At 72.4% G+C, this 26,639-nt stretch carries 25 protein-coding genes; 10 read left to right on the top strand and 15 right to left on the bottom strand.

The window, feature by feature from the left end; genetic code table 11:
- Window positions 1–11: 11 nt before the first annotated feature.
- Both pheA and MWM45_RS00605 read right to left on the bottom strand, forming a co-directional pair.
- Entirely contained in the window at window positions 12–992 is a 981-nt protein-coding gene (gene pheA / locus MWM45_RS00610; protein WP_247827677.1) for a prephenate dehydratase, read from the bottom strand.
- Entirely contained in the window at window positions 989–1,315 is a 327-nt protein-coding gene (locus MWM45_RS00605; protein WP_043442810.1) for a rhodanese-like domain-containing protein, read from the bottom strand. The genes pheA and MWM45_RS00605 overlap by 4 nt, the downstream gene beginning before the upstream one ends.
- 84 nt (window positions 1,316–1,399) lie before the next feature.
- On the opposite strand from MWM45_RS00605, the gene MWM45_RS00600 reads away from it, so the two are divergent.
- From MWM45_RS00600 to MWM45_RS00590, 3 genes are all read left to right on the top strand, one after another.
- Window positions 1,400–2,794, top strand: a complete 1,395-nt coding sequence (locus MWM45_RS00600; RefSeq protein WP_247827676.1) for an amidase — start codon at window positions 1,400–1,402, stop codon at window positions 2,792–2,794.
- 45 nt (window positions 2,795–2,839) lie between these two features.
- On the top strand, window positions 2,840–4,303 hold the full coding sequence (locus MWM45_RS00595) for a peptide MFS transporter (RefSeq protein ID WP_247827675.1): 1,464 nt from the start codon (window positions 2,840–2,842) through the stop codon (window positions 4,301–4,303).
- Between the two features lie 166 nt (window positions 4,304–4,469).
- Complete coding sequence (locus MWM45_RS00590) at window positions 4,470–5,993, top strand: long-chain-fatty-acid--CoA ligase (protein ID WP_247827674.1); 1,524 nt, start codon at window positions 4,470–4,472, stop codon at window positions 5,991–5,993.
- On the opposite strand, the gene MWM45_RS00585 is transcribed toward MWM45_RS00590, so the two are convergent.
- Both MWM45_RS00585 and MWM45_RS00580 read right to left on the bottom strand, forming a co-directional pair.
- Entirely contained in the window at window positions 5,990–7,195 is a 1,206-nt protein-coding gene (locus MWM45_RS00585) for a glycerate kinase (RefSeq protein ID WP_247827673.1), read from the bottom strand. The genes MWM45_RS00590 and MWM45_RS00585 overlap by 4 nt on opposite strands.
- A 46-nt stretch (window positions 7,196–7,241) precedes the next feature.
- Window positions 7,242–7,409, bottom strand: a complete 168-nt coding sequence (locus tag MWM45_RS00580; protein WP_247827672.1) for a hypothetical protein — start codon at window positions 7,407–7,409, stop codon at window positions 7,242–7,244.
- A 158-nt stretch (window positions 7,410–7,567) separates the two neighbouring features.
- Between MWM45_RS00580 and pgm the strand changes: the two genes are divergently transcribed.
- Entirely contained in the window at window positions 7,568–9,199 is a 1,632-nt protein-coding gene (gene pgm / locus MWM45_RS00575) for a phosphoglucomutase (alpha-D-glucose-1,6-bisphosphate-dependent) (RefSeq protein WP_247827671.1), read from the top strand.
- A gap of 9 nt (window positions 9,200–9,208) precedes the next feature.
- Here pgm and MWM45_RS00570 read toward each other — a convergent pair whose 3' ends face one another.
- A complete protein-coding gene (locus tag MWM45_RS00570; RefSeq protein WP_247827670.1) occupies window positions 9,209–10,597 on the bottom strand; it encodes an aldehyde dehydrogenase family protein in 1,389 nt (462 codons plus the stop codon).
- Window positions 10,594–11,445, bottom strand: coding sequence for an SDR family NAD(P)-dependent oxidoreductase (locus MWM45_RS00565; RefSeq protein WP_247827669.1), 852 nt, complete (start codon window positions 11,443–11,445; stop codon window positions 10,594–10,596). The genes MWM45_RS00570 and MWM45_RS00565 overlap by 4 nt, the downstream gene beginning before the upstream one ends.
- Before the next feature lie 97 nt (window positions 11,446–11,542).
- Between MWM45_RS00565 and MWM45_RS00560 the strand changes: the two genes are divergently transcribed.
- Window positions 11,543–12,871, top strand: coding sequence for a uracil-xanthine permease family protein (locus tag MWM45_RS00560; RefSeq protein ID WP_247827668.1), 1,329 nt, complete (start codon window positions 11,543–11,545; stop codon window positions 12,869–12,871).
- Between the two features lie 56 nt (window positions 12,872–12,927).
- Window positions 12,928–13,929, top strand: coding sequence for a hypothetical protein (locus MWM45_RS00555; RefSeq protein WP_247827667.1), 1,002 nt, complete (start codon window positions 12,928–12,930; stop codon window positions 13,927–13,929).
- Window positions 13,930–13,992: 63 nt separating this feature from the next.
- Here MWM45_RS00555 and MWM45_RS00550 read toward each other — a convergent pair whose 3' ends face one another.
- The 6 genes from MWM45_RS00550 to MWM45_RS00525 form a co-directional block, all read right to left on the bottom strand.
- A complete protein-coding gene (locus MWM45_RS00550) occupies window positions 13,993–15,414 on the bottom strand; it encodes a dihydrolipoyl dehydrogenase family protein (protein WP_247827666.1) in 1,422 nt (473 codons plus the stop codon).
- 40 nt (window positions 15,415–15,454) lie between these two features.
- Window positions 15,455–16,285 (bottom strand): glycerophosphodiester phosphodiesterase family protein, encoded by an 831-nt coding sequence (locus tag MWM45_RS00545; protein WP_247827665.1) that lies wholly within the window; start codon window positions 16,283–16,285, stop codon window positions 15,455–15,457.
- Window positions 16,263–17,072: an HAD family hydrolase gene (locus MWM45_RS00540; protein WP_247827664.1), complete on the bottom strand. Its 810-nt coding sequence runs from the start codon at window positions 17,070–17,072 to the stop codon at window positions 16,263–16,265. Before MWM45_RS00540 ends, MWM45_RS00545 begins: the two co-directional genes overlap by 23 nt.
- 93 nt (window positions 17,073–17,165) lie before the next feature.
- Window positions 17,166–17,693 (bottom strand): YbhB/YbcL family Raf kinase inhibitor-like protein, encoded by a 528-nt coding sequence (locus MWM45_RS00535; protein ID WP_247827663.1) that lies wholly within the window; start codon window positions 17,691–17,693, stop codon window positions 17,166–17,168.
- A gap of 35 nt (window positions 17,694–17,728) precedes the next feature.
- A complete protein-coding gene (locus MWM45_RS00530; protein WP_247827662.1) occupies window positions 17,729–18,652 on the bottom strand; it encodes a carbohydrate kinase family protein in 924 nt (307 codons plus the stop codon).
- Window positions 18,653–18,704: 52 nt separating this feature from the next.
- A complete protein-coding gene (locus tag MWM45_RS00525) occupies window positions 18,705–19,187 on the bottom strand; it encodes a PGPGW domain-containing protein (RefSeq protein ID WP_247827661.1) in 483 nt (160 codons plus the stop codon).
- Window positions 19,188–19,344: 157 nt separating this feature from the next.
- Here MWM45_RS00525 and MWM45_RS00520 point away from each other — a divergent pair, with 157 nt between their 5' ends.
- Genes MWM45_RS00520 through MWM45_RS00510 form a run of 3 tightly spaced genes read left to right on the top strand, consistent with a single transcriptional unit; the run spans window position 19,345 to window position 21,753 of the window.
- Entirely contained in the window at window positions 19,345–20,322 is a 978-nt protein-coding gene (locus MWM45_RS00520) for a ring-cleaving dioxygenase (RefSeq protein ID WP_247827660.1), read from the top strand.
- A gap of 8 nt (window positions 20,323–20,330) precedes the next feature.
- A complete protein-coding gene (locus MWM45_RS00515; protein WP_247827659.1) occupies window positions 20,331–20,972 on the top strand; it encodes an alpha/beta hydrolase in 642 nt (213 codons plus the stop codon).
- Window positions 20,965–21,753 (top strand): isocitrate lyase/PEP mutase family protein, encoded by a 789-nt coding sequence (locus MWM45_RS00510; protein WP_247827658.1) that lies wholly within the window; start codon window positions 20,965–20,967, stop codon window positions 21,751–21,753. Before MWM45_RS00515 ends, MWM45_RS00510 begins: the two co-directional genes overlap by 8 nt.
- Before the next feature lie 15 nt (window positions 21,754–21,768).
- On the opposite strand, the gene MWM45_RS00505 is transcribed toward MWM45_RS00510, so the two are convergent.
- Entirely contained in the window at window positions 21,769–22,554 is a 786-nt protein-coding gene (locus tag MWM45_RS00505; RefSeq protein ID WP_247829287.1) for an alpha/beta hydrolase family protein, read from the bottom strand.
- 184 nt (window positions 22,555–22,738) lie between these two features.
- Between MWM45_RS00505 and MWM45_RS00500 the strand changes: the two genes are divergently transcribed.
- A complete protein-coding gene (locus tag MWM45_RS00500) occupies window positions 22,739–23,845 on the top strand; it encodes a GTP pyrophosphokinase (protein WP_043442766.1) in 1,107 nt (368 codons plus the stop codon).
- Between the two features lie 42 nt (window positions 23,846–23,887).
- Here MWM45_RS00500 and MWM45_RS00495 read toward each other — a convergent pair whose 3' ends face one another.
- Entirely contained in the window at window positions 23,888–25,399 is a 1,512-nt protein-coding gene (locus MWM45_RS00495; RefSeq protein ID WP_247827657.1) for an acetyl-CoA carboxylase carboxyltransferase subunit alpha/beta, read from the bottom strand.
- The gene (locus MWM45_RS00490; protein ID WP_247827656.1) at window positions 25,396–26,619 is read right to left on the bottom strand and encodes a CaiB/BaiF CoA transferase family protein; all 1,224 of its coding nucleotides are present in this window, start codon (window positions 26,617–26,619) and stop codon (window positions 25,396–25,398) included. The genes MWM45_RS00495 and MWM45_RS00490 overlap by 4 nt, the downstream gene beginning before the upstream one ends.
- Window positions 26,620–26,639 lie beyond the last annotated feature (20 nt).

Below are 26,639 nucleotides of genomic sequence, written 5' to 3'. Positions count from 1 at the left end.
CGATACTAAGCCTACTGTGTTTCAGCTCCTCCCCGCTCGGCCGCCCTCCCGCCCCGGACGATGTCCTCCAGCCAGGCGTCGGCAGCCCCGAAGGCGTCGTCGGAGGTGTGGCGTTCCACGGCCGGCGAGCGGCGGTCGGCGCGGGCGTAGGAGCCGAGGAACCGCAGGCCGGGGCTGATGCGGTGCAGGCCCTTGAGGGCGTCGGCCACCCGGGCATCCTCCACGTGGCCGTCGGCGTCCACGCTGAAGAAGTAGTCGCCGAGGAACTGCCCGGTGGGCCGCGACTCGATGCGGCTCAGGTTCACGCCCCGCGCCGCGAACTGGTCGAGGATCTGCATGAGGGCGCCGGGGTGGTCGTCCGGCAGGGGGATCACGAGGGTGGTCTTGTCCGCTCCCGTGCGCGGGGGCAGGGCATCCGGCGTGCCCACCAGGATGAAGCGGGTGACGGCGTCGGTGACGTCCCCGATGTCCGTGGCGAGCACGGCCAGGCCGAGGCGTTCGGCCACGAGCGGCGAGCAGATCGCCGCGTCGTAGGCGTGCTCGTCCCCGGCGAGGCCGAAGGCGGCCGCCGCGGTCGACGACGACGGGAAGTACTCCGCGTCCCGCACGTGGGCGTCGACCCAGTTCCGGCACTGCGCCCACGCGTGCCCGTGCGTCGCGATGCGCCGGACCCCGTCCGGGGTGGTGCCGGGCCGCGCGGCGAGGACGAACGTGATGGGCACGAGCTCCTCGCGCAGGATGCGCAGCGGCTCCCCCACGGCGATGGCGTCCAGGGTGGCACTCACCCCGCCCTCGACCGAGTTCTCGATGGGCACCATCGCGGCGTCGACGGAGCGGGCGCGGACGGCGTCGAGCGCGGCCCCCACCGTCGCGGCGGGGACGCGGCGGGCGGCGTCCGCACCCGGCACCTGGAGCAGTGCGGCCTCGGTGAAGGTCCCCTCGGGTCCCAGGTACGCGTAGGAGGGACGGTCCGTCCGGGCGGTGCCGGTCACAGGACCGTGGGCTCGCCGCCCACCTCGGAGACCATCGGCTTCCCGGCCTCGAGCCAGGCGCCCATGCCCCCGCTCACGTTGACGGCGGTGTAGCCGTTCCCCTCCAGCCATTCGGCGGCGCGCTGCGACCTGCCACCGCTGCGGCAGATCACGTGCAGGTCCTCGTCCGGGTCCAGTTCCCCGAGCCGGGCCGGCAGCTCCTCGAGGGGGACGTGCAGCGCGCCGGCCACGTGCCCGGCCTCCCACTCGTACTGCTCCCGGACGTCGAGGATGCGTGCGTCGTCGGGTACTGCCGTCACCGGTACGTTCTGGATTTCGCTCATGCGCCTACCTTTTCACGGGCCGGCGGGGCGTCGCCATTGCTACGGTCGGCCCCCGCCCCGCGGCGGCTCCTATAGTGGTCCCTGATGAGCGAACTCCACGAACTCTCCGCACTCACCCTCCGGGACGCCCTGGCGCGCGGTGCCGCCGGCGCCCGGGAGGTCACCGAGCACTTCCTCCGGCGGATCGACGCCCTGGACCCCGAGCTCAACTCGTTCCTCACGGTCACGCACGAGGACGCCCTCGACGCCGCGGACAACGCCGACAGCGTCCGTGCCTCCGGTGCGCCCCTCGGGCCCCTGCACGGCATGCCGCTCGCGCACAAGGACCTCACCGACGTCGCCGGCGTGCGGACCACGCTGGGCACGGCCGCCCTCGAGCACGCCGTCGCCGGGCAGGACGCCCCCCTCGCCGCGGTGCTGCGGCGGGCCGGGGCCGTGAGCCTCGGCAAGACCCAGGTGCCCGAGTTCGGGCTGAGCTGCTACAGCGAGAACCGGATCGCCCCGCCGGCCCGCAACCCCCTCGACCGCCGGCTCAGCCCGGGCGGCTCCTCCGGCGGCAGCGCCGCCGCGGTGGCGGCGCTGATGATCCCGTTCGCGCCCGGGACCGACGGCGGGGGATCGATCCGCATCCCCGCGGCGGCCACCGGCCTGGTGGGCCTCAAGCCCAATCGGGGCCGCGTCCCGTCGGGGTCCGGGCAGGCCGACCTGGGGCAGCTGGTGGTCGCCGGCCCCCTCGCGCGCTCCGCGGTGGATGCCGCACTGCTGCTCGACGCGCTGGTGCAGGAACCGAACTACCGGCCCACGAGCGCGGCCTCCCGCTACCCGGGCTCCTTCACGGACGCGGCCCTCCGCGCGGAAGGGCGCTTCCGCATCGGCGTCAGCACGGCGTCGCCCTTCGCCGGAGCCCTGGAGATCGGCCTGGACAGCGCGGCGACGGACGCGTTCACCGCCGGCATCCGGACGCTGCAGCGCGCCGGCCACGACCTGGTCGACGCCGACCTGTCCTACGATCCGCGCTACCACGACGCCTTCCAGCTCGTCTGGACGGCCGGACTGGCCACGGCCCCGATCCCCGACGACCGCGAGGACCGGCTGACGGACATCACGCGGGTGCTGCGGCGCCGGGCCCTGGGACGCAGCGCGGCGGACCTCGCGGGCGCCGTCGACGTCCTGCGGCAGTTCGAGCACGACACGATCGAGCAGTATTCCCGCTACGACATGATCCTGACGCCGGCACTCGCCATGACGCCGCGACCGATCGGCTGGTACACGGATGCCGGCGGCGACACCGACTACGTGCGGCAGTGCCAGTACTCGCCCTACACCTCGATGGTGAATGTCTGCGGCCTGCCGGCCGTGACCGTGCCGACCCTGCGCCTGCCCGACGGCCTGTCGATGAGCGTGCAGCTCATCGGCCGGCCCGGGGAGGAGGCGCAACTCCTCGCCGCGGCAGCACACATCGAGGCACATCGGCAGTAGTCCCGCGATTTTGCATCTCCGGTTCCGCGCGGCACCATGGAAAGAATGAGTACTACGCAGCGCACCGTCGACACCGGCGGGAAGACCTTCCTCGGCCACCCGCGCATGCTGGCCAACCTGTTCAGCGTCGAACTGTGGGAGCGGTTCTCGTTCTACGGGATGCAGGCGCTGCTCCTCTACTACATGACGTACTCCCTCGCCGAGGGCGGCCTGGGCTTCGATCCGGCGCTCGCGGCCGGGCTCGTGGGCGCGTACGGCGGCGGCGTCTACCTCTCGACGATCCTCGGCGCGTGGCTCGCCGACCGCGTGTTCGGCTCGGAGCGGGTGCTGTTCGTCTCGGCCATCGTCATCATGGGCGGGCACATCGCCCTCGCGCTGCTGCCCGGCGTGCTGGGCCTCGCGACCGGCCTGGTGCTGGTGGGCGTCGGCTCGGGCGGGCTCAAGGCGAACGCCTCCTCGCTCGTCGGCACGCTCTACCGGTCGGGGGACGACCGGCGCGACGCCGGATTCTCCATCTTCTACATGGGCATCAACATCGGCGCCCTCGTGGGCCCGCTGCTGACGAACCTGGCCTGGGCCGCCTACGGCTTCCATGTGGGCTTCGGCCTGGCCGCCGTCGGCATGGCTGCAGGGCTGATCCAGTACTCCCTCTCCCGCAAGGGCCTCCCGGCGGAGGCGCACCAGGTCGAGAACCCCCTGCCCCGTGCCGAGTACCCGCGCTGGATCGGCATCGCCGCCGCCACCGTCGCACTCCTCGGCGCGGCCCTGGCCACCGGCCTCCTCAACGCCGGCAACCTGGCCGACGTCATGGCGTACACGGCGATCGCGGCGACCATCGCCTACTTCGCGGTGATCCTCTCGAGCAGCAAGGTCTCCGGCGTCGAGCGACGCCGCGTCTACTCCTTCATGCCCCTCTTCGTGGCCAGCGCCGCGTTCTGGTCCCTGTTCCAGCAGCAGTTCACCGTGGTGGCGCTCTACTCGGAGAGCCGCCTGGACAGGAACCTGTTCGGGTGGGAGATGCCCCCCGGCATGGTGCAGTCCATCAACCCCGTCTTCATCATCATCTTCGCCGGGATCTTCGCCACCCTGTGGACGCGGCTCGGCAGCCGCCAGCCGTCCTCGCCCGTGAAGTTCTCCCTCGGCCTGATCGTCATGGGCATCGCGTTCCTCGCCTTCATCCCCTTCGCGGGGGGCGGGCCCAACAGCACACCGCTGATCGGCCTCGCCGGGATCCTGCTGCTGTTCACCTTCGCGGAGCTGTTCATCTCCCCCATCGGCCTGTCCGTGACCACCAAGCTCGCGCCCGAGGCGTTCCGCACCCAGATGCTCGCCCTGTTCTTCCTCTCCATCTCGCTCGGCACCACGGTGTCCGGCCTGCTCGCGGGCCTCTACTCCGAGCAGACGGAGGTGCCGTACTTCGCGTTCAGCGGCGTCACGGCGATCATCCTGGGCGCGGCGCTGCTCGCGGGAGCCCCGGCGATCCGGAAGGCCATGAGCGGCGTCCGGTAGCCTCGGACCCTACGTCACAGGACCCTCTCCGGGGAGCAGTTCACCCCCGGGGAGGGTCCTGTTGCGTGGAGGCCCCCGATCCCACAGACTTCTACCCACCGGTAACATCCGTACCGGCAGTTGCAGGATCCCTGCAGCGAAGCGTTGAGAGATCAAAGGAGATCGCGTGTCGAACCTCGCCAACAACCTCGTGGCCACTGCGACGAGGAGCCCCTCGGCGGTGGCCATCAAGCTCGACGACGTCGAGGTCACCTTCGGCGCCCTCGAGGTGCTCAGCCAGAAGGTCGCCACGCTCCTCGCGGAGCACGGGGTGCAGCGCGGTGACCGCGTGGCCCTCATCATGCCGAATATTCCGCAGATGGCATTCGTCTACTACGGCGTCCTCCGGGCCGGCGCCGTCGTGGTCCCGCTGAATCCGCTCCTCAAGGGGCGCGAGGTGGCCTACCACCTCACCGACTCCGGCGCGAAGCTCGTGTTCGCCTGGGAGGGCATCATCGCCGAGGCGCAGGCCGGCGCCGAGGCCTCCGGTACCGGGACGGGCGGCGAGGTCGCCGTGGTGACGGTCGACGGCGGCGCCTTCATGCAGCGCGTCTCCGCGGCCGAGCCGACGCCGGGCGTCGTCGACCTCGACGGTGAGGACACCGCCGTCGTGCTGTACACGTCCGGGACCACCGGGCGGCCCAAGGGCGCCACGCTCTCCCACACCAATCTCTCCCGGAACACGGAGATCTCCCGCGACCTCATGGGGACGAAGGAGGGCGAGGTCCTCTTCGGGGGCCTGCCGTTCTTCCACATCTTCGGGCAGACCTGCGCGCTGAACGCCGCGGTGCTGACCGGCGCCACCGTGACCCTGCTCCCCCGCTTCGAGCCGGGCAAGGCGCTCGAGATCATCCAGCGGGACCGCGTGACGGTCTTCGAGGGCGTCCCGACCATGTACGTCGCGATGCTGCGCCACCCGGACGTCGCCGGCACGGACCTGTCCTCCGTGCGCGTGGCCGTGTCCGGCGGGTCCGCGCTGCCGGTCGAGGTGCTGCACGAGTTCGAGCGCGTGTTCAAGGCGGACCTGCTGGAGGGCTACGGCCTGTCCGAGACCTCCCCGATCGTGAGCTTCAACCGCGTGGGACAGCTCCGCAAGCCCGGTTCCATCGGCACCCCGGTGGACGGCGTCGAGGTGCGGATGCTCGACCCGCAGGGCGCCGAGGTGCCCCAGGGCGAGGTGGGGGAACTCGCCGTGCGCGGCCACTGCGTGATGAAGGGCTACTGGGAGAACGCGGACGCCACGGAGGCGGCCATCCCCGACGGCTGGTTCCGCACGGGGGACCTGGCCCGCGTGGACGAGGACGGCCTCATCTTCATCGTGGACCGCAAGAAGGACGTGATTCTCCGCGGCGGCTACAACGTGTACCCGCGGGAGGTCGAGGAGGTCCTGTACGAGCACCCCGCCGTCGCGGAAGCCGCGGTGATCGGGGTGCCGGACGACCTCCACGGCGAGGAGATCGTCGCGGTCATCGGCGTCCGGGCAGAGCACGCACCGGCCGACGACGCCGCCCGGGAGGCCCTCGCGGCGGAGATCACCGCCTTCGCGAAGGAGCGCGTGGCCGCCTACAAGTACCCGCGCCGCGTGGTGCTCGTCGAGGCGCTGCCCAAGGGGCCCACGGGCAAGATCCTCAAGCGCGAGATCACGGTCTAGCCGTACATCCGGCCCCGGCCTGCGCTGAAGACGCCGTAGACCTGCGCGGCGGCATCCTCCATCAGGGCCCCGGCCCCGTCGATCAGCTCGTCGAGGGCCATGGGCCCGGTGGCCAGGGAGAAGGCCGCCGCCAGTCCGGCGTCCTGCACCTGGGCGGCCGAGAGCTGGACGCGTCCGGCGATCACCACGACGGCGCACGCGGCGGGGGCGGCCGCCAGGACGGCGTGGACCACTTTCCCGCCGAGCGACTGGGAGTCGAAGGAGCCCTCGCCCGTGAGCACGAGGTCCGCGTGGGCGAGGGCGCCGGCGAGTCCGACGGCGTCGGCCACGAGGGCGGAGCCGGGCACGATCTCGGCGCCGAGGAAGGGGACGAGCACGGCGGGGAGCCCGCCGGCCGCGCCCGCCCCCGGCACGTCGAGCATGTCGACGCCGGTCGATCCGGCGACCACCCGCGCCAGGCGGGTGAGGCCTGCTTCGAGGACGACGACGTCGTCGGGCGTCGCGCCCTTCTGCGGCCCGAACACCGTCGCGGCGCCGCGTGGTCCGCACAGGGGGTTGTCGACGTCGACGGCGATACGCCAGCGGACGGCACGGGCGCGGGGGTGGAGCCGGGTCACGTCGATCGTCGCGAGGGCGCCCAGCGCGCCGCCGCCGGGGGCGAGGGGGGCGCCGTCGGCATCGAGGAAGCGGGCCCCGAGGGCTGCCAGGAGGCCGGCACCGCCGTCGGTCGTCGCCGACCCGCCGATGCACAGCAGGATCTCGTCCGCGCCGTCGTCGAGGAGGCGGACCGCGATCTCGCCCACGCCGTAGCTGGTGGCGGCGAGGGCGTCGAGGGGCCGGTCGGCGACCAGCGGCAGGCCGTTGGCCTCCGCCGCCTCGAGGACGCCCCGGACCGGGGCACCGGGCGCGCCGTGGTCCTCGGAGATGCCGTAGCGCGCGGTCCGCGCCCGGCCGGCGGCGTCGTGGCAGGCCGTGGTCCGCGCCCCCACGTGCCAGGCCGCGAGGAGGGCGTCGAGCGTCCCCTCACCGCCGTCGGCGAGGGGGGCCAGGACGACGTCGGGCGCCGGGTGGCCCTGGCGGGCGGCGGCCGCCCTCACACCGGCGGACATGGCGAGGGCAGCCTCCCCCGCGGGAAGGCTGCCCTTGAGGGAGTCGGGTGCGAGGACGATCCTGAGCGGACGCTGATGCGCTGGCGTGGTCACGCGTCCACCCTAGCTGTGCGTCCGGGCCGCCCGGGGCCCGGGCCGGTCAGGCGTCGGCCGCGCCGCCGTTGTCCGCCTCGAAGCCGGGGGCCACCTCGTCCTCGATGCCGGGACCGCCGTAGCCGCCGGCGTCCTGCTCCTCCGGCGTGCCGGCCTGGTCGGCGCCCTGCTCCTCGGGATCGGCGGTGGGGGTGTCGTTGGGATTCTCGCTCATGGTGCTGCCTTCCGTGATGCGTCTGCTCCCTGACTGGGCGCTGATACTCAGCTTACTGATGATCGGTCCGCGGGCAACCTGCCACCGCGCCGGCGGAACTCCCGCGTAACCCGCGCTGCGCTGGTGTAATCGGGCGCGTTCTTTGGCATGCTGGGGCCATGGCTAACCGAGCGGGCACAGTGGCCCTTCCCAGCGACCTCATCGACGTGACCGGACTGCTCGACGCGTACTTCGACGTCGACCCCGATCTCTCCGATCCCGCCCAGCGCGTGGCGTTCGGGACGTCGGGCCACCGCGGCTCGTCCCTGAAGTCCTCCTTCAACGAAGGCCACATCGCGGCGATCACGCAGGCGATCGTCGAGTACCGCGCCGGGCAGGGCATCACGGGTCCCCTGTTCATGGGCAAGGACACCCACGCCCTGTCGGAACCGGCGCAGAACACCGCACTGGAGGTCCTCGCGGCCAACCGGGTGACCGTCCTGGTGGACGCCCGCGGCGCCTACACCCCCACCCCCGCCGTGTCCCACGCGATCCTCACCCACAACGCGACGCACACCGGGCAGGCCGACGGCATCGTCATCACGCCCTCACACAACCCTCCGGGCGACGGCGGCTTCAAGTACAACCCGCCGCACGGCGGCCCGGCCGACTCCGACGCCACGAACTGGATCGCCGACCGCGCCAACGCCCTGCTCGAGGACGGCCTGCGCGGGGTGAAGCGCCTGCCGATCGCCCAGGCCCGCACGGCGGAGGGGATCGGCAGCTACGACTTCCTGCAGCACTACGTGGACGACCTGCCGTCCGTGCTGAACCTCGACGCCATCCGCTCCGCCGGCGTGCACATCGGCGCGGACCCCATGGGCGGCGCCTCCGTGGACTACTGGGGCGCGATCGGCGAACGCCACAACCTGAACCTGACCGTCGTGAACCCGACCGTGGACCCGCAGTGGGCGTTCATGACGCTGGACTGGGACGAGAAGATCCGCATGGACTGCTCCTCCCCGTTCGCGATGGCCTCCCTGATCACGCGGGCCACGGAGTTCGACATCGCCACCGGCAACGACGCCGACGCGGACCGCCACGGGATCGTCACGCCCGACGGCGGCCTCATGAACCCGAACCACTACCTCGCCGTCGCCATCCAGTACCTGTACGCGAACCGGCCCGACTGGCGCGCGGACGCCGTGATCGGCAAGACCCTCGTCTCGTCGTCGATCATCGACCGCGTCGCGGCGGACCTGGGGCGCGTGCTGCACGAGGTCCCCGTGGGCTTCAAGTGGTTCGTGCCCGGCCTGCTGAGCGGCGACCTGGCCTTCGGCGGCGAGGAGTCCGCCGGTGCGTCCTTCCTGCGCCTCGACGGGACGCCGTGGAGCACCGACAAGGACGGCCTCCTCCTGGCCCTCCTCGCCTCGGAGATCACCGCCGTGACCGGCAGGACGCCCTCCCAGCACTACGCCGGGCTGACCGACCGCTTCGGCGCCCCGGTCTACGCGCGGATCGACGCCGCGGCCACGCGCGAGCAGAAGGCCGCGCTCGGCAAGCTCTCGCCGTCGGACGTCACCGCGACCACCCTCGCCGGCGAGGAGATCACCGCCCGCCTGACGGAGGCCCCGGGCAACGGCGCACCCGTGGGCGGCCTGAAGGTCACCACCGAGAACGCGTGGTTCGCGGCGCGGCCGTCGGGCACCGAGGACGTCTACAAGATCTACGCGGAGTCCTTCAGGGGCGAGGAACACCTGAAGCAGGTGCAGGCCGAGGCGAAGGCCCTGGTGGACGGCGTCATCAGCTGACCCCTGCGGCTACAGGAGCATGCTGAGCAGCTTCCGCTTGATCGGCCCGAAGGGTGGGTACGCGAGCCGCAGCGTGTCCACGCCGGTGGGCTTGGAGAACACCGGCTGCAGGTGGCTGAAGGTCCGGAAGGACTGCTGCCCGTGGTAGCTGCCCGTCCCGCTCGCGCCGACGCCGCCGAAGGGCAGGCCCGGGACCGCGAGCTGGATGGTGCAGACGTTGTGGGCGATCCCGCCGGCCTGGACGCGCTCCGTGAACGCGGCCAGGTGCTCCTCGCGGTCGCTGAACAGGTAGGCGGCGAGCGGGTGGGGGCGTGCACCGATGAAGCGGATCGCCGCGTCCAGGTCCTCGACCTCGAGGATGGGCAGCAGCGGCCCGAAGATCTCCTCCTGCATGAGCGCGGACGAGGGGTCGACGTCGCGCAGGATGGTCGGCTCGATGTACCGCTCGGCGCGGTCGTGGCGTCCACCCGAGACGACGGTGCCGTCCCCGAGCAGGCCCACGAGGCGGTCGAAGTGGTGCTCGTTGATGATCCGCCCGTAGTCGCCGGAGGTCCTCGGGTCGCTGCCGTAGAAGTCCCGGACGGTGTCCGCCAGCGCTGCCGCGAGCGCCGGTGCGGCGGCCGGTGTCGTCAGGATGTAGTCCGGCGCCACGCACGTCTGTGCCGCGTTCAGGAACTTTCCGAGCGCGATCCTGCGGGCCGCGGCGCGGAGGTCACCCCCCACGACGACGACGGGCGACTTCCCGCCCAGCTCCAGCGTCACCGGCGTCAGGTGTTCGGCCGCGGCCTTCATGACGATCTTCCCGACGCGCTCACCCCCGGTGTAGAAGATGTGGTCGAACGGCTGCCCCAGCAGCGCCGTGCTGGCCTCGGCGCCGCCCTCGACGACCGAGACCGCCTCCGGATCCAGGTACTCCGGCACGAGCCGGGCGAGCGTGCGGGATGTTGCACCGGCGAGCTCGCTGGGCTTGAGGACGGCGGCGTTGCCGGCGGCGAGCGCCCCGACGAGCGGCGCCAGGACGAGCTGCAGCGGGTAGTTCCAGGGCCCGATGATCAGCACGACGCCGAGTGGCCGTGCCTGCGTCCACGCCCGTGCCGGGAGCAGTCCGGCGGGCACGGCGATCTTCTCGGGTGCCATCCACCGGTCGAGGTGCTTCAGGGCGTGGTCGAGCTCGGTCCGCACGACGGCGATCTCGGAGAGGAACGCCTCCGTGCCGCTCTTCCCGAGGTCCTCCTCGAGCGCCGCGGTGAGCTCGCCGGCCCGATCGGCGAGCAGGCGGCGCAGTGCACCCAGTTGTCCGCGGCGCCAGGCGGCGGGACGGGTGGCCCCCGTGGCGAAGTACCGCCGCCGGTCCGCCAGCAGATCGGCGGCGTCCGTCGCGTGCGTGTCGATGCTCATCGAGCGCCTTCCTGGTCCGGATCGCCGCTCGGGCGCCCGGTGAATCGGTCCATGGAGCTGTACACCTTGAAGACCCGCCCGGCGACGACGTCCCAGGCCGGCTGCGGCAGGAGGTTGCGGAGGGCCCCGGCGAGCTGCACGGTCCAGGGCAGCTGCACGCGGGCCTTGCCCGCCAGCGTGGCACGCCAGGCCTTGTCGACGACGAACTCCGGTTTCATCAGGGGTGTCATGAGCGGACCGCGGGCGCCCTCGAACATGCCGGTCCTGATATAGCTCGGGATGAGGGTGGTGACGGCGATGGGGTGGCCCCTGGACAACAGTTCGAGGCGCAGCGAGTCGCTCCAGCCGATGACCGCCCACTTCGAGGCCGCGTAGACGCTCATGCGGGGCACGGCCAGCGTGCCGGAGGCGGAGGCGACGTTGAGGATCCGCGCGGGTGTGCCGCGCTCCATCATCGCGGGCAGGAACGCGCGCGTGACGTGCATGGGCCCGCCGGTGTTGATGCGCAGCGTGAGGTCGATGTCCGCGTGGTGGTCGTGCTCCCAGAAGTACTTCCCGCGCACGATCCCGGCGTTGTTCACCAGGACGTCCGGCACGCCGACCTCGTCGAGGACGGCCCCCGCGGCCGCCTGGATGGATTCCGCGGACGCCACGTCGACCACGTAGCTGTGCACGGAGGCGGCGCTCGAGGCGAGGCCCGCGACCACGTCCTCGAGGGCGCGTCCGTCCACGTCCCACAGCACGACGGCGGCCGCGCCCTCCCTCGCCGCGCGTTCGGCGTACAGCCTGCCCATGCCCCTGCCGGCGCCCGTGACCAGGACGGTGCGTCCCTGAACCGTGAATCCCATGTGTGCCCTCTTCCTCCGTGACAAGCAACGTAACACCGAAGGCAGATGCTCCCGGTAGGCTTTCCGGGAACCCCACCCCGCTTCGGAAGGCATACCCATGAGTGCACGAGGCATCGGCTGGACCCTCCACGGCGACGGGAAGACCGTCCGGCCGGGCGGTTTCGTCGCTCCGGAGGAACGCCTCACCTGGCCCAGGACCATCGGCATCGGCGCCCAGCACGTCGTCGCGATGTTCGGCGCGACCTTCCTCGTCCCCCTCATCACCGGGTTCCCGCCGTCGACCACCCTGCTCTTCTCCGGGATCGGGACCATCCTGTTCCTGGTGATCACGGCCGGACGGGTGCCGAGCTACCTGGGGTCGAGCTTCGCGTTCATCGCCCCGATCGCGGCGGCGCAGTCCCAGCACGGGGCGCCCGGAGCGCTCGGGGGCATCATCATGGCCGGTGCCGCCCTCGCGCTGATCGGCCTGATCGTCCACACGGCGGGCACCCGGTGGATCCAGGTGGCCATGCCGCCCATCGTCACGGGCTCCATCGTGGCGCTGATCGGGCTCAACCTCGCGCCGACCGCGAAGGCGAGCTTCGAGCAGGCACCCCTGACCGCGCTGGTCACCGTGATCTCGATCCTGCTCGTCACGGTGCTGTTCAAGGGCATCCTCGGACGCCTGTCGATCCTCGTGGGCGTGCTCGCCGGGTACGCCGTCGCGATGGTCCGCGGCGAGGTGGACTTCGCCGCGATCGGCAGCGCCGCGTGGATCGGCCTCCCGGACTTCGCCGCACCGGAGTTCCACCTCTCCGTCGTCGGCCTCTTCATCCCCGTGGTCCTCGTGCTCGTCGCCGAGAACATCGGCCACGTGAAGTCGGTGGCCGCGATGACCGACCGGGACCTCGACCCGTACACCGGACGGGCCCTCATGGCGGACGGCCTCGCAACCATGATCGCCGGGTCCGGCGGAGGCTCGGGGACCACCACCTATGCGGAGAACATCGGCGTGATGGCGGCGTCCCGCGTCTACTCGACGGCCGCGTACTGGGTGGCCGGCATCGTCGCGATCCTCCTGAGCCTCTTCCCGAAGTTCGGCGCGCTCATCGCGACCGTCCCCGCCGGGGTGCTCGGCGGCGCGGGCGTGGTCCTCTACGGCATGATCGGGATCCTCGGCGTCCGCATCTGGGTGCAGAACCAGGTCAACTTCTCCAACCCCATCAACCTGTCGACGGCGGGCGTGGCCCTGGTCATCGGCATCGCGGACTTCACCTGGGTGATCGGTGACCTGACCTTCGCGGGGATCGCCCTCGGGACGGCCGCCGCGCTCATCATCTTCCACGGCATGACGGCGATCGCGCGGGCACGCGGGAGCGAGCACGTGGCCGGGCCGGAGGAGCTCGAATCGAGCGACCACGGCACCAGGCCCTCGAAGCTGGGCTGACCCGTGGCTGGTGCGAAGATGGGGTCCATGCCTCCCTCGACCCTCTCCCGCAGCCGATGAACGATCCGCGCGCGGTGTGGGCCTCCCCGGCGTGGCGGCAGCAGGCGGAGCAGTGGATCGACCTGGTGCTGGAATCGTTCGGGGTGACCCGGACCGGTCCGACCGACCAGCCGCGCGTCCGCTTCTGGTCGACGCAGCTCACCGTCCCCACGGACCACGGCACGCTCTGGTTCAAGGAGAACAACCCGGGTCAGCTCGCGGAGGCCTCGATCCTGTCCCTGCTCGGCGAGCTGGCGCCTGACCATGTCATGGCCCCGCTCGCGATCGAACCCTCCCGCGGCTGGATGCTCACGGCGGACCACGGCGCGACGCTCGACAGCCTCGGATCGGACGACGCCGCGGCGTGGGTCCGCATCACCACCGACTTCGCGGACCTGCAGCGGATCGCCGCCCAGCACCCTGAGCGGCTCGCCCAGGCGGGCCTCGTCACCATGAATCCCGAGGTGGCGGCGAACTTCGTCGAGAACCAGCTGCTCCTGCACACGGGACTGCCGGCCGGGCACCCCCTGTACCTGTCCGCGGAGGGGGCCGACGACGTCGTGCGCCGCCTGCCCGCCGTCCACCGCGCCGTCGATGCGCTGCGGGCCCTCCCGGTGCCGCTGTCCCTCGACCACAACGACCTGCACGCACGGAACTGCTTCCTGCCCGGCACGGACGCCGAGCCGCTGCGGTTCTTCGACTTCGCGGACGCCTACTGGGCGCACCCGTTCAGCGCCCTGCTCGTGCCCATCACGCAGATGCGGGAGCAGTGGAACACCACGGCCGCGGACCCGCGGATCCGGTCCGTCATCACGGCCTACCTCGAACGCTGGACGGACCACGCACCGCTGCCGGAGCTGCGGGCCGCCGTCGAACCCGCCCTGGCGCTGGCTGGCGTCCATCGGTACGGCTCGTGGCTGCGCCTGCTGGTCTACGCCGACGACGACTCCATGCGCGCGTACGCCCCCGCCGCGCTGCACTACCTGAGGACGCTGACGGACCCGGTCCTGACGGCGTAGCCCGTCACTCCGTCACCGCGGTGCGCCGAGGTGCTGCGCACCGAGAGGGACGGGGCGAGCATCTCAGCCCGTCCGGTGCTGTTGGAGCCTCCGTGCCAGGCGGCCTGCCGCCAGGATCCATGGCCGGGCAAGGACCTTCCGTGTCTGGGAGATGGCGGCATTCCACACCGCATCGCTGTGCGTCGGATACGGGTGCGTGGTGCCGGCGACGACGGTCGCCGGGAGACGCCGCCGGACGGCGAGGCACACTTCGCCGAGGGACTCGCCTGCCCGCGGGCCGACGATCGTGCCACCGATGATCCGCCCCCTGCGGTCGAACACCAGCCGGGTGAACCCCTCCATGCGCTGCTCCGTGACGGCGCGGTCCTGGTGCGTGTGCGGCACCGTCTGCTCCGTCCCGCCGCGGCCCGTGGGCGCGCCGACGGCGGCGATCTCGGGATCGGTGAACGTGACCCGGGGTGGTTCGATCCGGCTGACCTTCCGCAGCGGTCCGAGGATCGCATTGCCGGCGGCGATGCTCGCATGGACGCCGGCGGTGTGGGTGTACCTCGGGTGGTCGGTGACGTCACCCGCGGCCCAGACGCCCGGCGTCGACGTCCGCAGGTGGCGGTCGGTCACGACGAAGCCTGCGTCGTCGAGCGCCACCCCCGCCTCCTCCAGGCCCAGGCCGGCACTGCGCGGGGTCCGTCCCACCGCCGCCAGCAGGTGCGTGAACGGGAGCTCCAGGCCGGACGCCGTCGTCACCCGGCCGCCTCCCGAGCGATGCGCCGCCACCGCCACGGCCGTGTCCTCGAGGACGATGCGGACGCCGTCGTCCCCGAGGGCTGCGGCGAGGATCGTCGACGCCTCGGGGTCCTCCCTCGGCAGGAGACGCTCCCCGCGGTGGACGATCGTCACCGAGCACCCGAGCCGGGCGAAGGCCTGCGCCAGTTCACAGCCGACCGGGCCGCCGCCGAGGATGACGAGCTCGCGGGGCAGCACGTCGAGGTCCCACAGGTTCTCGTTGGTCAGGACGGGGACGCCCCCGATGCCGGGGATGTCCGGGACGGAGGGATCGGAGCCGGTGGCTATCAGGACGTGCCGGGCCGTGATCGTCCGTCCGCCCACGCCGACACCGCCCTGCACCACCCGGGCGTGGCCCTGCACCACGCTGACGCCCGCCGCTTCGAGCGCCTCGGGCGAGTCGACCGGTTCGATGTGGGCGATCGCGGCCCGCACATGACGCATCACGCGCCGGAAGTCCACCGAGACCGCTCCGACCTCGACCCCGAGGCGTGCGGCACCGCGTGCGGTCGCCGCGGCGGAACCGGCGGCGAGCAGCGCCTTCGACGGGACACAGCCGGTGTAGAGACAATCACCGCCCGTCCTCCGCTCCTCGATGAGCACCACCCGCGCGCCGAGGCCCGCGGCGGTCTGGGCGCCGACCAGTCCGGCGGTACCGCCACCGATCACGGCGAGATCGACATCGTAGGTCGTGCGTGCCATGGTGCTGCCTCTCGAGGTGGGTGGTGCGGGGACGTCCCGGCTACTGCGTCGAACGCCCCTGCGGCCAGACGGCCCTGTCCCGCAGGCACTCCGCGAGGACGTCCGCGGCATCGGACACGATCCCGTGGACGCCGAGGTCCAGCAGACGGTCCATCCCGGCCCGCTCGTTGACCGTCCAGACGTGGACCTGCAGGCCCGCGTCCTCGCAGCGCCGGACGAACCCCCGCGTCACGACCCGCACGCCGCGGTACGTCTCGGGCACCTGCAGCGCATGGACCCTGGCCGTCCGGGCAACCGGCCCGGCCAGCCCCAGCGGCGCTGCAATCCTCAGGAGGGCATTGACCGCCATCCCGGCGGACGACGCCGTCGGACGGTCGAGCAGGCGCAGGACCGCGAGCCTCCGCCGATCGGAGAAGGACGCGACGAGCACGCGGTCGTGGGCGGCATGGCGGTTGACGAGCTCCGCGAAGGGACGCACGCACGCGTCGCTCTTGACGTCGATGTTGAGACGCAGCTCCGGCCAGCGCAGCAGCACGGCTTCGAGCGTCGGGATCCCCCCGCCCCCGCCGACCGACAGCCGGCCCAGCTCCTCCGCGGTCCGTGCGGCAACCGGGCCGCGGTCCCCGGTGACGCGGTCGAGGACCTCGTCGTGGAACACCATGACGACGCCGTCGCTCGAGGCGTGGACGTCGATCTCGAGGTATCGGAAGCCGAGCTCCACGGCACGTCCGAAGGCAGCCAGGGTGTTCTCCCCGCCGTCGGGCGCGAAGCCGCGGTGGGACAGCGCGATCGGCTGCGGCCGGGGCGGGGCCCCCGCCGCGTTGTCGAGATAGGGGAAGCGGCCCGCGTCAGGCCGTGCGGAGCGCCGCAAGGCGCTGCTCCAGGATCTGCGCCACGCCGTCCTCCTCGAAGGCGGGGGCCACGAGGTTCGCGGCGGCGAGCGCGTCGGGATGCCCGGAGGCCATCGCGTACCCGTGGCCGGCCCAGTCGAGCATCTGGACGTCGTTGGGCATGTCCCCGAAGGCGACGACGTCGGCGGCGTCGATCCCGCGCGCTGCGGCGTACTGCGCGAGGGTCACGGACTTGTTGATCTCCGGCAGGGCCATCTCGAGGAGGGCCATCGTGGGCGCGGAGTGCGTCGTGGAGACCAGGTGCGCGACCGCGGGCCGGACGGTGGCCAGGAAGTCGTCGGGTGAGACGGCCCTCTCCCGGGCCAGGAACTTCACGATGTCCTCGCCCGGCAGGGACTCCTCAAACGGCCGGGCGGCGAGGCCGCCGAGCAGTTCGATCGTCGACGCGTCGGCGAACCCCGACTCGAGCTTGAACCCCGACACGGTCTCGGCCGCGAAGGTGGCCGCCGGGAAGAGCTCGCGGATGATGTCGCGCGCGGCATAGATGTTCTCGGGGGCGAGGAGCTTCGCGTCGAGCACGCGCTCCGACGCGAGATCGTAGGTGAGGGCGCCGTTGGAGCAGATGACCGTCCCCGTGTGCCCGAGCTGGTCGCGGAGCGGCTCGAGCCAGCGCGGCGGGCGGCCCGTGACGAAGACGACGTCCACCCCGGCGTCCACGCAGGCCCGGAACGCGCGGATGGTGCGTTCGCTCATCTTGCCGTCATGCCCGACGACGGTGCCGTCCATGTCGCTCGCCACGAGGCGCATCGTCCACTCCTTCAGGTCCGGGACCTCTACCCTACCGGCGGCGGGGCAGTCACCTGCAGGAACTCGTCGGCAGGGACCTCCTCGGCAGGGCCGCTACTGCTCGTACGTGCCGGTCAGGCGGGCGCGGCCGAGGGTGTGGGAGAACAGGTTGAAGCCCAGGTAGGCGGGGCTGGCGTCGGCCGGCAGGCCCAGCGACTCCACATCCACGGCGTGGACCACCACGTGGTAGTGGTGCGGCCCGTGCCCCTCGGGCGGCGCGGCGCCCACGAAACCGGGGAAACCGCCGTCGTTCCGCAGCTGCACGGCACCCTCGGGCAGCAGGCCGGAGCCCTCCGTTCCCACGCCGGCGGGCAGCGACGTGGTCGTGACCGGCAGGTCCGCCACCGCCCAGTGCCAGAAGCCGCTCGCGGTCGGCGCGTCCGGGTCGTAGACGGTGACCGCGAAGCTCCGCGTGCCCTCGGGGAAGCCGCTCCAGGCGAGCTGCGGCGACTCGTCCTTGCCGCCCGCGCCCATCATCCCGGACGCCTGCGCGGCGTCGAGGGGCGCATGATCGGTGACGGTCTCGCTGGTGAGCTCGAAGTCGGGGACCTGCGGAAGGTCTGCGTACGGATCGCGGGTCATCGCGGTGCTCCTGTGGTCGTCGTCGGTCGGTGTCCTCACGCGCTGCGGGCCATCTCGTCGCGCGTGGGCGGGTTCGCTCCCGGGCGGGAGACCGTGATGGCCGCGGCGCGGGCCGCGTACTGCAGCATCCCGGTGAGCTGTTCACGGGTGATTCGGAGCAGCTCGTCGCGGTGATGGGCGCCGTCGAGACCGGAGTCCACGAGCGAGCCCAGGAGGGCCGCCATGAACGAGTCCCCGGCGCCGACGGTGTCCACCACGGACGTCGGCGGTGCGGGAACGGACACCTCGCCCGCACGGCAGACACCCCACGGGCCCTTCGACCCGCGCGTCACGACGACGACGGCGGGACCGGCCTCCAGCCAGGCGCGCGCCGACTCCTCGGGGGTGCGGCGGGGGTAGAGCCACGCGAGGTCCTCGTCGGAGGCCTTGACGACGTCGGCGAGGGCCACGAACCTCTCGGCCTGCTGTCGGGCGAACGCCGCGTCGCGGATGATCGTCGGCCGGCAGTTGGGATCGTAGGTGACCGTGACGAGCGGATGGGCGCTCGCCACCAGGGCCAGGACGTCGTCGGCCCCCGGAGCGAGCATGGTCGCGATGGACCCGGTGTGGAGCAGGGTGGAGCCGTCGAGGAGCGCGTCCTTCTGCCCAGCCAGTCCCGGAAGGTCCCAGACCAGCTGGAAGTCGTAGGACGCACCGCCCGCGGGGTCCAGGCGCGCGGTCGCGACGCTCGTGGGCGCGGCATCCGGCCGGACGGGGAAGGGCACCGCGTTGTCGCGGAGGTGCTGCTGGATCATCCGCCCGTAGTCGTCGTCGCCGTACCGGCCGACGAACTGGGCGGGATGACCGAGGCGCGCGAGGCCCACGGCCACGTTCATGGGACTGCCGCCCACGTGGGCGCGCATGGACGCGGTGTCGCTGACGACTTCGTCGATGAGGGTTTCCCCGATTACGGTGAGCACCCGTTCAACGTACCAGCCGCGGTCGAGGCCGGTGCGGGTGCCTCCCGAGGTCCTACCTCGGGCGCCGGGGGATGAGCGATGGCCGCGGCGGGATGGGCCTGCCCCGGAAGCGCCGCACGCTGTAGACGATCAGGGCGAGCGCGATCATCGAGGAGAGGATCAGGCTGATGCCCGTGCCCGTGCCGCCGAAGAGCCACCACCTGTCCGCGAGGAACCACCAGTGGGGCGTGGTGGGTTCCATGATCCAGATCACGCCGAGGCTCATGATCACGACCGAGCTCATGCAGCTCGCCGTGATCCGGGGAATCGTCTTCACCCCGAGGGCAGCGGCATGGAAGGCGTTCTCCTTGAGCGGCTTCAGGTAGCGGCGTGCCCAGTGGTAGTGCCGTGACAGGACCGCGAGGCCCGCGGCGACCATCAGGAGCCCGGGGCCGGGCAGCACGAGGGCGGCGACCCCGACCACCACGAGGGTCCACCCGATCACCTCGGCGGCGGTCCGGTGAACCCACGCCGGGAACCGCTCTTTCGCTGCCATGCTCACAGAATGCCACAGCCTGCGGGGCGCGCACGACGGACGGCAGGCCGCCCGGTGCCCGGGACGGGCGTGGCGAGGCCGGAATAAATCCTTCGATACATGCATTTGCATGAACATGCCGGTGCATGGAAGGCCGGTCCGAACCCAGGAGGACAGCGTGACCGCACAAACCGAAGGTCTCCACCACGTCACCGCGATCGCGGGCGACCCGCAGAAGAACATCGACTTCTACATCAGGGGCCTGGGGCTGCGCCTGGTCAAGAAGACGGTCAACTTCGACGATCCCGGGACGTACCACCTCTACTACGGCGACGAGGCCGGCCGCCCCGGCTCCCTGCTGACCTTCTTCCCGTGGCAGGGCATCCGCAGCGGACGCGTGGGCAGCGGGCAGTCGACCACCACCGCGTTCTCGGTGCCGCAGGGCACCCTCGGCTGGTGGCAGGAGCACTTCAAGGCGCTCGGCGTGGAATCGACCATCGCGCGTGCCTCGTCCGAGGAGGAGCGCCTCTCCCTCCGCGACCCCGACGGGCTGCAGATCGACCTCGTGGCCTCGTCCGTCTCCGATCCCCGCGACCCGTGGGACTCCGCCTCCGTGCCGGCCGAGTACGCCGTGCGTGGCCAGCACTCCTCGGTCCTCACGGTCCAGGACCCCGCCCGCACGCTCGAGACCTTCACGCGTGACCTCGGCATGACGGTCCTCGCCGAGAAGGACGGCCGCTACCGCCTCAGCACGCACAACGGGGAGCCCGGGACCGTCGTCGACGTCGTCACCGACCCCCGCGGCGAGCGCGGCCTCGTGGCCGGCGGGACGGTGCACCACATCGCCTTCCGCGTACCCGACCAGCAGACCCAGGAGGTGTGGCGCCAGGAACTCGCCGAGCGCGGGTACGGGGTCACAGCCATCCTCGATCGGCAGTACTTCACCTCGATCTACTTCCGCGAGCCCGGTGGGACCCTGCTGGAGATCGCGACGGACACCCCGGGCTTCGACATCGACGAGCCCCTGCTGGAACTCGGCCGCTCCCTCAAGCTGCCGCCGTGGCTCGAGCCGAACCGCGAGGCCATCTCCCACGCGGTCGCGAAGATCGACCTGCCCGGAGAGAACAACCCCGCCATCCAGGCCTTCTTCAAGTAGGAGCGATCATGACCGACACCCAGACGTGGCCGCACCTGTTCGAGGCAGGAGCAGCGGGCACCCCCGTGCTCCTGCTCCTGCACGGCACGGGCGGCACCGAACACGACCTCCTGCCGCTCGCCGCCCGCCTGGCGCCCGGGGCGGGCTACCTCGCGCCGCGGGGCCCGGCGCAGGAGCACGGCCTGAACCGCTGGTTCCGCCGGTTCGGCGAGGGCGTCTTCGACGTCGACGACGTCGTCCGCCGCGCGGGTGAGCTCGCCGCATTCCTCGGCTGGGCGCGGGACCACTACGGCATCGCCGACCGCCCGCTCGTCGCCGTCGGGTTCTCGAACGGGGCGAACATCGCCCTCGCCGCCGCGCTGCTCCACCCGGACGCCGTCCCGCGCGCCGTCGCCTTCTCGGGGATGTACCCCCTCGAGGGGCGCACCATCGACGCCGACCTGTCCGGGACCTCCGTGGCCCTGTTCAACGGGACGTCCGACGCCATGGCCCCGATCGACAGCGTGACCCGCCTCGGGTCGATCCTCGAGAGCCGTGGCGCCGAAGTAGAACGGAACATCCGCGAGGGCGGTCATGGAATCCATCCCACCGAGGTGGACGGCGCCGCCGCCTGGATCGCCTCGCACACCCGGAAGGTACTCAATGACTGAAGCCCGCAACGACCTCGCAGCGAAGGCCACGACTCTCGCCCGGCTCCACGCCGCCCCCGAGATCCTGCAGGTCGTCAACGTGTGGGACGTGATCACCGCCAGGACCATCGCCGACGTCCCCGGTACCACGGCCCTCGCCACGGCGAGCCACTCCATCGCGGCGTCGCTCGGGTACGAGGACGGCGAGAACATCCCCCTGGAGGAGATGATCGCGGCGGTCGGACGGATCGCCGCGGCCACCACGCTCCCCGTGTCCGCCGATCTCGAGTCCGGGTACGGGGATCCCGGGGACACCGTGCGCCGGGCGATCGGCGTGGGGATCGTCGGAGCGAACATCGAGGACCAGATGCGGCCGCTGGCCGATGCCGTGGCCCGGATGGAGGCGGTCGTGAAGGCCGGCCAGGCCGAGGGCATCGACTTCGTGCTGAACGCCCGGACGGATGCGTTCGTGAAGGCGGGAGACCGTGATCCGGCGGACGTGCTGGCCGACGCCGTCGAGCGCGGCACGGCGTTCCTGGCCGCCGGTGCGACGAACGTGTTCGTCCCCGGCCTGCTCGACGAGCACGCCGTGGGCACCCTCGTGGAGGCCTTCGGTCCGCAGCGGCTCAGCGTGATCAACGTGCCCGGCAGCCTCGCGCCCGCGCGCCTGCAGGAACTCGGCGTCGCCCGGATCTCCTACGGCCCGTGGACGCAGCGCGTCGCCCTGACGGCGCTGGCGGACTCCGCCCGCGAGCTGCTCGCCGGTGGAGCCCTGCCCGAGGGGACGCTGCCCCTCAACTAGGGGACCCGACCCCGGTCAGCCCTGTGCGGGCGGGCCGGGGCGGCTCGCCGTCCCGAGCCGGTCGAGGATCGCCTCCCACGCCTCGGACCCCGGGGTGATGACGGCGAAGTGGTCGCCCGGGACGCGGACCAGTTCCGCCGTCGCGCCCGCCCCCGTGGCCGCCGCCACGTACGCCTCCGACTGGCCGGGCGGCACCGTGGTGTCCTCCGTGCCGTGCACCGCGTACACGGGGACCTCGAGGGGAACAGCCGTCATCGGGTCGGCGAGCGCATAGCGCTCCGGGTCCTCGGGCGCACCCAGCAGGTTCTCGACCGCGTTGTCGCTCAGGCCGAGCGCCCGGGCCTGCGCGAGGTCCAGCACCCCGGCCTGGCTGACGACGGCGGTCAGCGGCACCGCGGGGGTCCCGGCGCCGGGCGCACCGGCCGGCAGCGTCGACCTCCCCGCCGCCCACACCGCGAGGTGGCCGCCCGCGGAGTGGCCGAGCGCCGTCGTCGAGCGCAGGTCCAGCCCGTGGTCCCCGGCCGCGACGGCCAGGTGGTCGATGCCCGCGGCGACGTCATCGAACGTGGCGGGCCACCCGCCCCCGTTCCCCGCGCGCCGGTACTCGAGGTTCCAGCACGCGTAGCCGCGCCTCACCAGGTCCTGCGCGAGGGGTTCGCCGAGCTCCGCGCCGTAGGTGGACCGCCAGTAGCCGCCGTGGACGATCACCACGACGCCGCGCACGGCGGTCTCCCCGCCGGGCAGGTAGAGGTCCGCGAACTGGCTGGGATCGTCGCCGTAGCGGTAGCGCCGAGGGGTCACGGAACCGGCCCCGGTCTCCTGGCGGATCCCGCAGGCCGCGAGGACGGCGGCCCCGGCGGCGGCCAGCAGGGTCAGGACGGAGCGGCGGCCCGGCGGGCGCACGGGATTCTCGCGATGCACAGGGGAAGCGTAACGGTCACCAGGGTTGGCTACGATGAAGACTCTCCTCGGAAAGGCTGGATGCATGGGTGCGTGGGACGATCTCGACGAGCGGCTGCGCCCTGCCGTCGAGGCGCATACGCGGGAGTTCGCACGGGTCCGGCCGGCACTGGACCGCGTCACCGAGGCCATGCGGTCCAGCATCGCGGCGATCTTCGAGAGCTCGGACCTGAAGCCCCTGTTCGTCACGGCCCGCACCAAGACCGTCGAGTCCTTCCGCGACAAGGCCTCCCGCACGCTGCCCGCCGTGGACCCCGCGGACCCGCCCGTCCTCGTCTTCCCGGATCCGATGCGGAACCTGACGGACCTCGTGGGGGTCCGCATCATCACCACGCTGCCCCATGAGGTGGACCTCGCCGCGAACCTCCTCAAGCGCCAGCGCCAGGAGTTCGACTGCCGGGGAGACCGGGAGAAGGACATCGGCTCCATCGAGTCCGGCACGTACGGCTACTCGAGCCGCCACCTCATCATGCGCACCATCCACAACGACGTGGTGCGCAGCTTCCAGCAGGCCGTGGACCCGGAGACGAAGGCCGCGGGGAGCTATCTCTTCGAGGTGCAGGTGCGCACCGTGCTGGCGCACGCGTGGTCCGAGATCGAGCACGACATCCGCTTCAAGGCCTCCAACCCGAAGGCCTGGAGCCCCTACTTCGACCGCCAGTTCACGGGGACGGCGGCCATGCTGGAGACCGTGGAATCGGCCTTCGCGGAACTGCACGAGCGGTACGAGACCGTCACGGGGTTCTGGGACGAGGACGGCGAGGGCAGCGCTCCGCTGACCCCCAACCGGATCCGGGACGTCTGGCAGACGCTGCTGCCCCACGTGGACCGGAAATCGGACGACAACTGGGGGTGGGCCGCCGAACTCCTCGCCGCGCACGGGCGGAAGACCACCCTGGAACTCGTGGACCTGCTGCAGGCGGACACCATCACCACGGTGCGCAAGGCCCTCGACCACAGGTACTCCCCCGGGCCGGACCGGCTCCTCGACGACATGCTGCTGTGGCACTACGGCGAGCGCCACATCGATCTCACGGCCGAGGCGGCGGACGCCGACAGCACGCCGCGCCGGGACAGCCTGCAGCGCCGGCACCGCCAGATGGAGATCTACCGGGCGCAGCACCCCGCCTGACGTCCGCGGCTCCGCGCCCCACGTCCGGGGAGCGCGTTCCGCTCAGGGGGTTCCCGCCCGGTACTTCGCCGCCCGGCGCTCCAGCCGGTCATGGGCCGGCAGGCCCGTCACGCGCGCCAGCTCGTACTCGATGGCCGAGGCCATCCGTTCGCAGAACGCCCGTCCCTCCTCGGCGGCGTCGGGCCGTTCGTCCACCACGTGGTCGACGACGCCGCGATCCACGAGCGCGGCGACCTTGACGCCCTGCGCCTCGGCCATCTCGGGCGCCCTGTCCACGGTGCGGTGCACGATGGCGCTGGCCCCCTCGGGCGGGAGCGGCGAGAGCCAGGCGTGCTCGGCGGCGATGGTGCTGTCCGCGGGCAGCAGGGCGAGCGCGCCTCCCCCCGCCCCCTGGCCGAGCAGCACGGAGACCGACGGCGAGGCGAGCCCGATGAGGTCGTGCAGGGACCGGGCGATCTCCCCGGCGAGCCCGCCCTCCTCGGCCTCCCTGGACAGGTCCGCGCCGGCGGTGTCGATGACGGTCAGCAGCGGGAGGCCCAGTTCCTCGGCGAGCTTCATGCCGCGCCGCGCCTCCCGGAGCGACGCCGGACCCATCACCGCATCCTCGGGGCGCCGGGGCCGCTGGTGGCCGAGCACGACGCACGGCTGCTCCCCGAACCGGGCCAGGGCGAGCAGCAGCCCGGGGTCCTTCTCGCCCTGCCCGGTCCCGTTGAGCGGCAGGACGTCGCGGGCTCCCGCGGCGAGCAGGCGCCGGAGGTCGGGGCGCCGTCCGTTGCGCGAGATGAGGATGGACGTCCAGGCGTCGCCGTCGCCGGGGATGACGGCGGCGGTCGGGGGCGGCGGGGGCAGGCGGGACGGTTCCGCGAGCAGGACGGACAGTGCCGTGTCCACGATCGCCGCCAGCTGCCCGGGTGGGACGACGGCGTCGATGAGTCCCTTGTCGAACAGGTTCTCGGCCGTCTGGACACCGGCCGGGAAGGCTTCCCCGTAGAGCGCCTCGTAGACGCGCGGCCCCAGGAAACCGAGCAGGGCGCCGGGTTCGGCGACCGTGACGTGGCCGAGGGATCCCCAGGACGCCATGACGCCGCCGGTGGTGGGGTGCCGGAGGTAGACGAGGTAGGGCAGGCCCGCCTGCCGGTGGGCCCGCACGGCGCCGGTGATGTCCACCATGGACAGGAAGGCGGGCGTGCCCTCCTGCATGCGGGTGCCCCCGGAGGCGGGGCCGGCCAGCAGGGGCAGCCCCTCCGCCGTCGCCCTGCGGACCGCTGCGGTGATCCGGTGTGCGGCGGCACTGCCGATCGAACCCGCGAGGAAGGCGAACTCCGAGACGATGACGGCCACCCGGCGGCCGTGGATGAGGCCCTCGCCCGTCAGCACCGACTCGTCCGCCCCGCTCTTCTCGCGTGCCCGCCGCAGTTCGTCCTCGTAGGCCGCACCGGCACCGGGGTAGGGCGACGGGACGGGGCTGTCCCACGAGGCGAAGGACCCGGTGTCGAGGACGGCGTCGATCAGTTCGCGTGCGGTCAGGTGCCGGGCGCGGGCCTCAGAGCTCACGAGCCGTCATCGTCCGACGCGAGCCACGCGCGGATCGCCGCGCCGTCGCCGTCGAGCAGCGGCGGTGCGCTGTGGGTGCGGGTGGTGGTCTCCGACGCACCGTCGAAGAAGCGCAGGGGCGGGCCGGGCAGCGCGATGCTGCCGAGTACGGGGTGGTCGACGTCCAGGAGCAGGCCCTGGGAGTGCACCTGGTCCCACGCGTACACCTCGTCGAGCGTGCGCACCTTGCCGGCGGGGATCCCCGCCTCGTTGAGCTTCGCGAGGAGGGGCTCGGACTCGTAGGCGGAGAACGCGTCCTCGACCACCTCGATCAGCAGGTCCCGGTTCCGCACCCGGTCCGCGTTCGAGCCGAACTCGGGCCTGCCGGCGTCGAGCCCGAACGCCGCGGTGAAGGCGGCCCACAGTTTCTCGCTGCCCACGCTGATCTGCACCTTGCCGCCCCGGCAGTTGAACAGTCCGTAGGGCGCGATCGAGGGGTGGTGGTTGCCCTGCGCCCGCGGCACCTCGCCCGCCACGGTGGTCCGGGTGCCCTGGAAGGCGTGCACGCCGATGATCGCGGCGAGCAGCGACGTGCGGACCACCTGGCCCCGGCCCGTCCGTTCGCGCTCCAGCAGGGCGGCGACCGCCCCGTAGGCGCCGTACATCCCGGACAGCAGATCGGCGATGGGGACGCCGACGCGCTGCGGGTTGTCGGGGTCCGGCCCGGTGACGGACATCAGGCCCGCCTCGCCCTGGACGATCTGGTCGTAACCGCTGCGCTTGGCCTCGGGCCCGTCATGCCCGAATCCGGTGATGGAGAGGATGACCAGCCCGGGGTTCAGCTCCAGCATCGCGTCCGTGGAGAAGCCGAGCCGGTCCAGGACGCCCGGCCGGAAGTTCTCGACGACGACGTCCGCGCGGCGCAGCAAGTCGGTGAGGACCGTCCTGCCGTCGTCGCTCTTGAGGTCGAGGGCGATCGACTCCTTGTTCCTGTTGCAGGACAGGAAGTAGGTGGACTGGCGGTCGTCCTCGGGTCCCACGAACGGCGGCCCCCACCCGCGGGTGTCGTCCCCGGTGCCCGGGGTCTCCACCTTGATGACGCGCGCGCCGAGGTCGCCCAGCATCATCCCGGCGTGCGGTCCGGCGAGGGCCCGGCTGAGGTCGACGACGAGGCGCCCGGCGAGCGGGCCCCCGCGCTCCCCGCCGGCGGTCGGTTGCGGTGCGGTGGTCTCGGCGGTCATGGTTCCTCCGGGGTCGGTGC

This window comes from Arthrobacter antioxidans (assembly GCF_023100725.1).
Classification (GTDB): Bacteria; Actinomycetota; Actinomycetes; order Actinomycetales; family Micrococcaceae; genus Arthrobacter_D; species Arthrobacter_D antioxidans.
The sequence above is the reverse complement of the archived record's forward strand: the minus strand, read 5'-3'. Positions and strand labels throughout refer to the sequence as shown.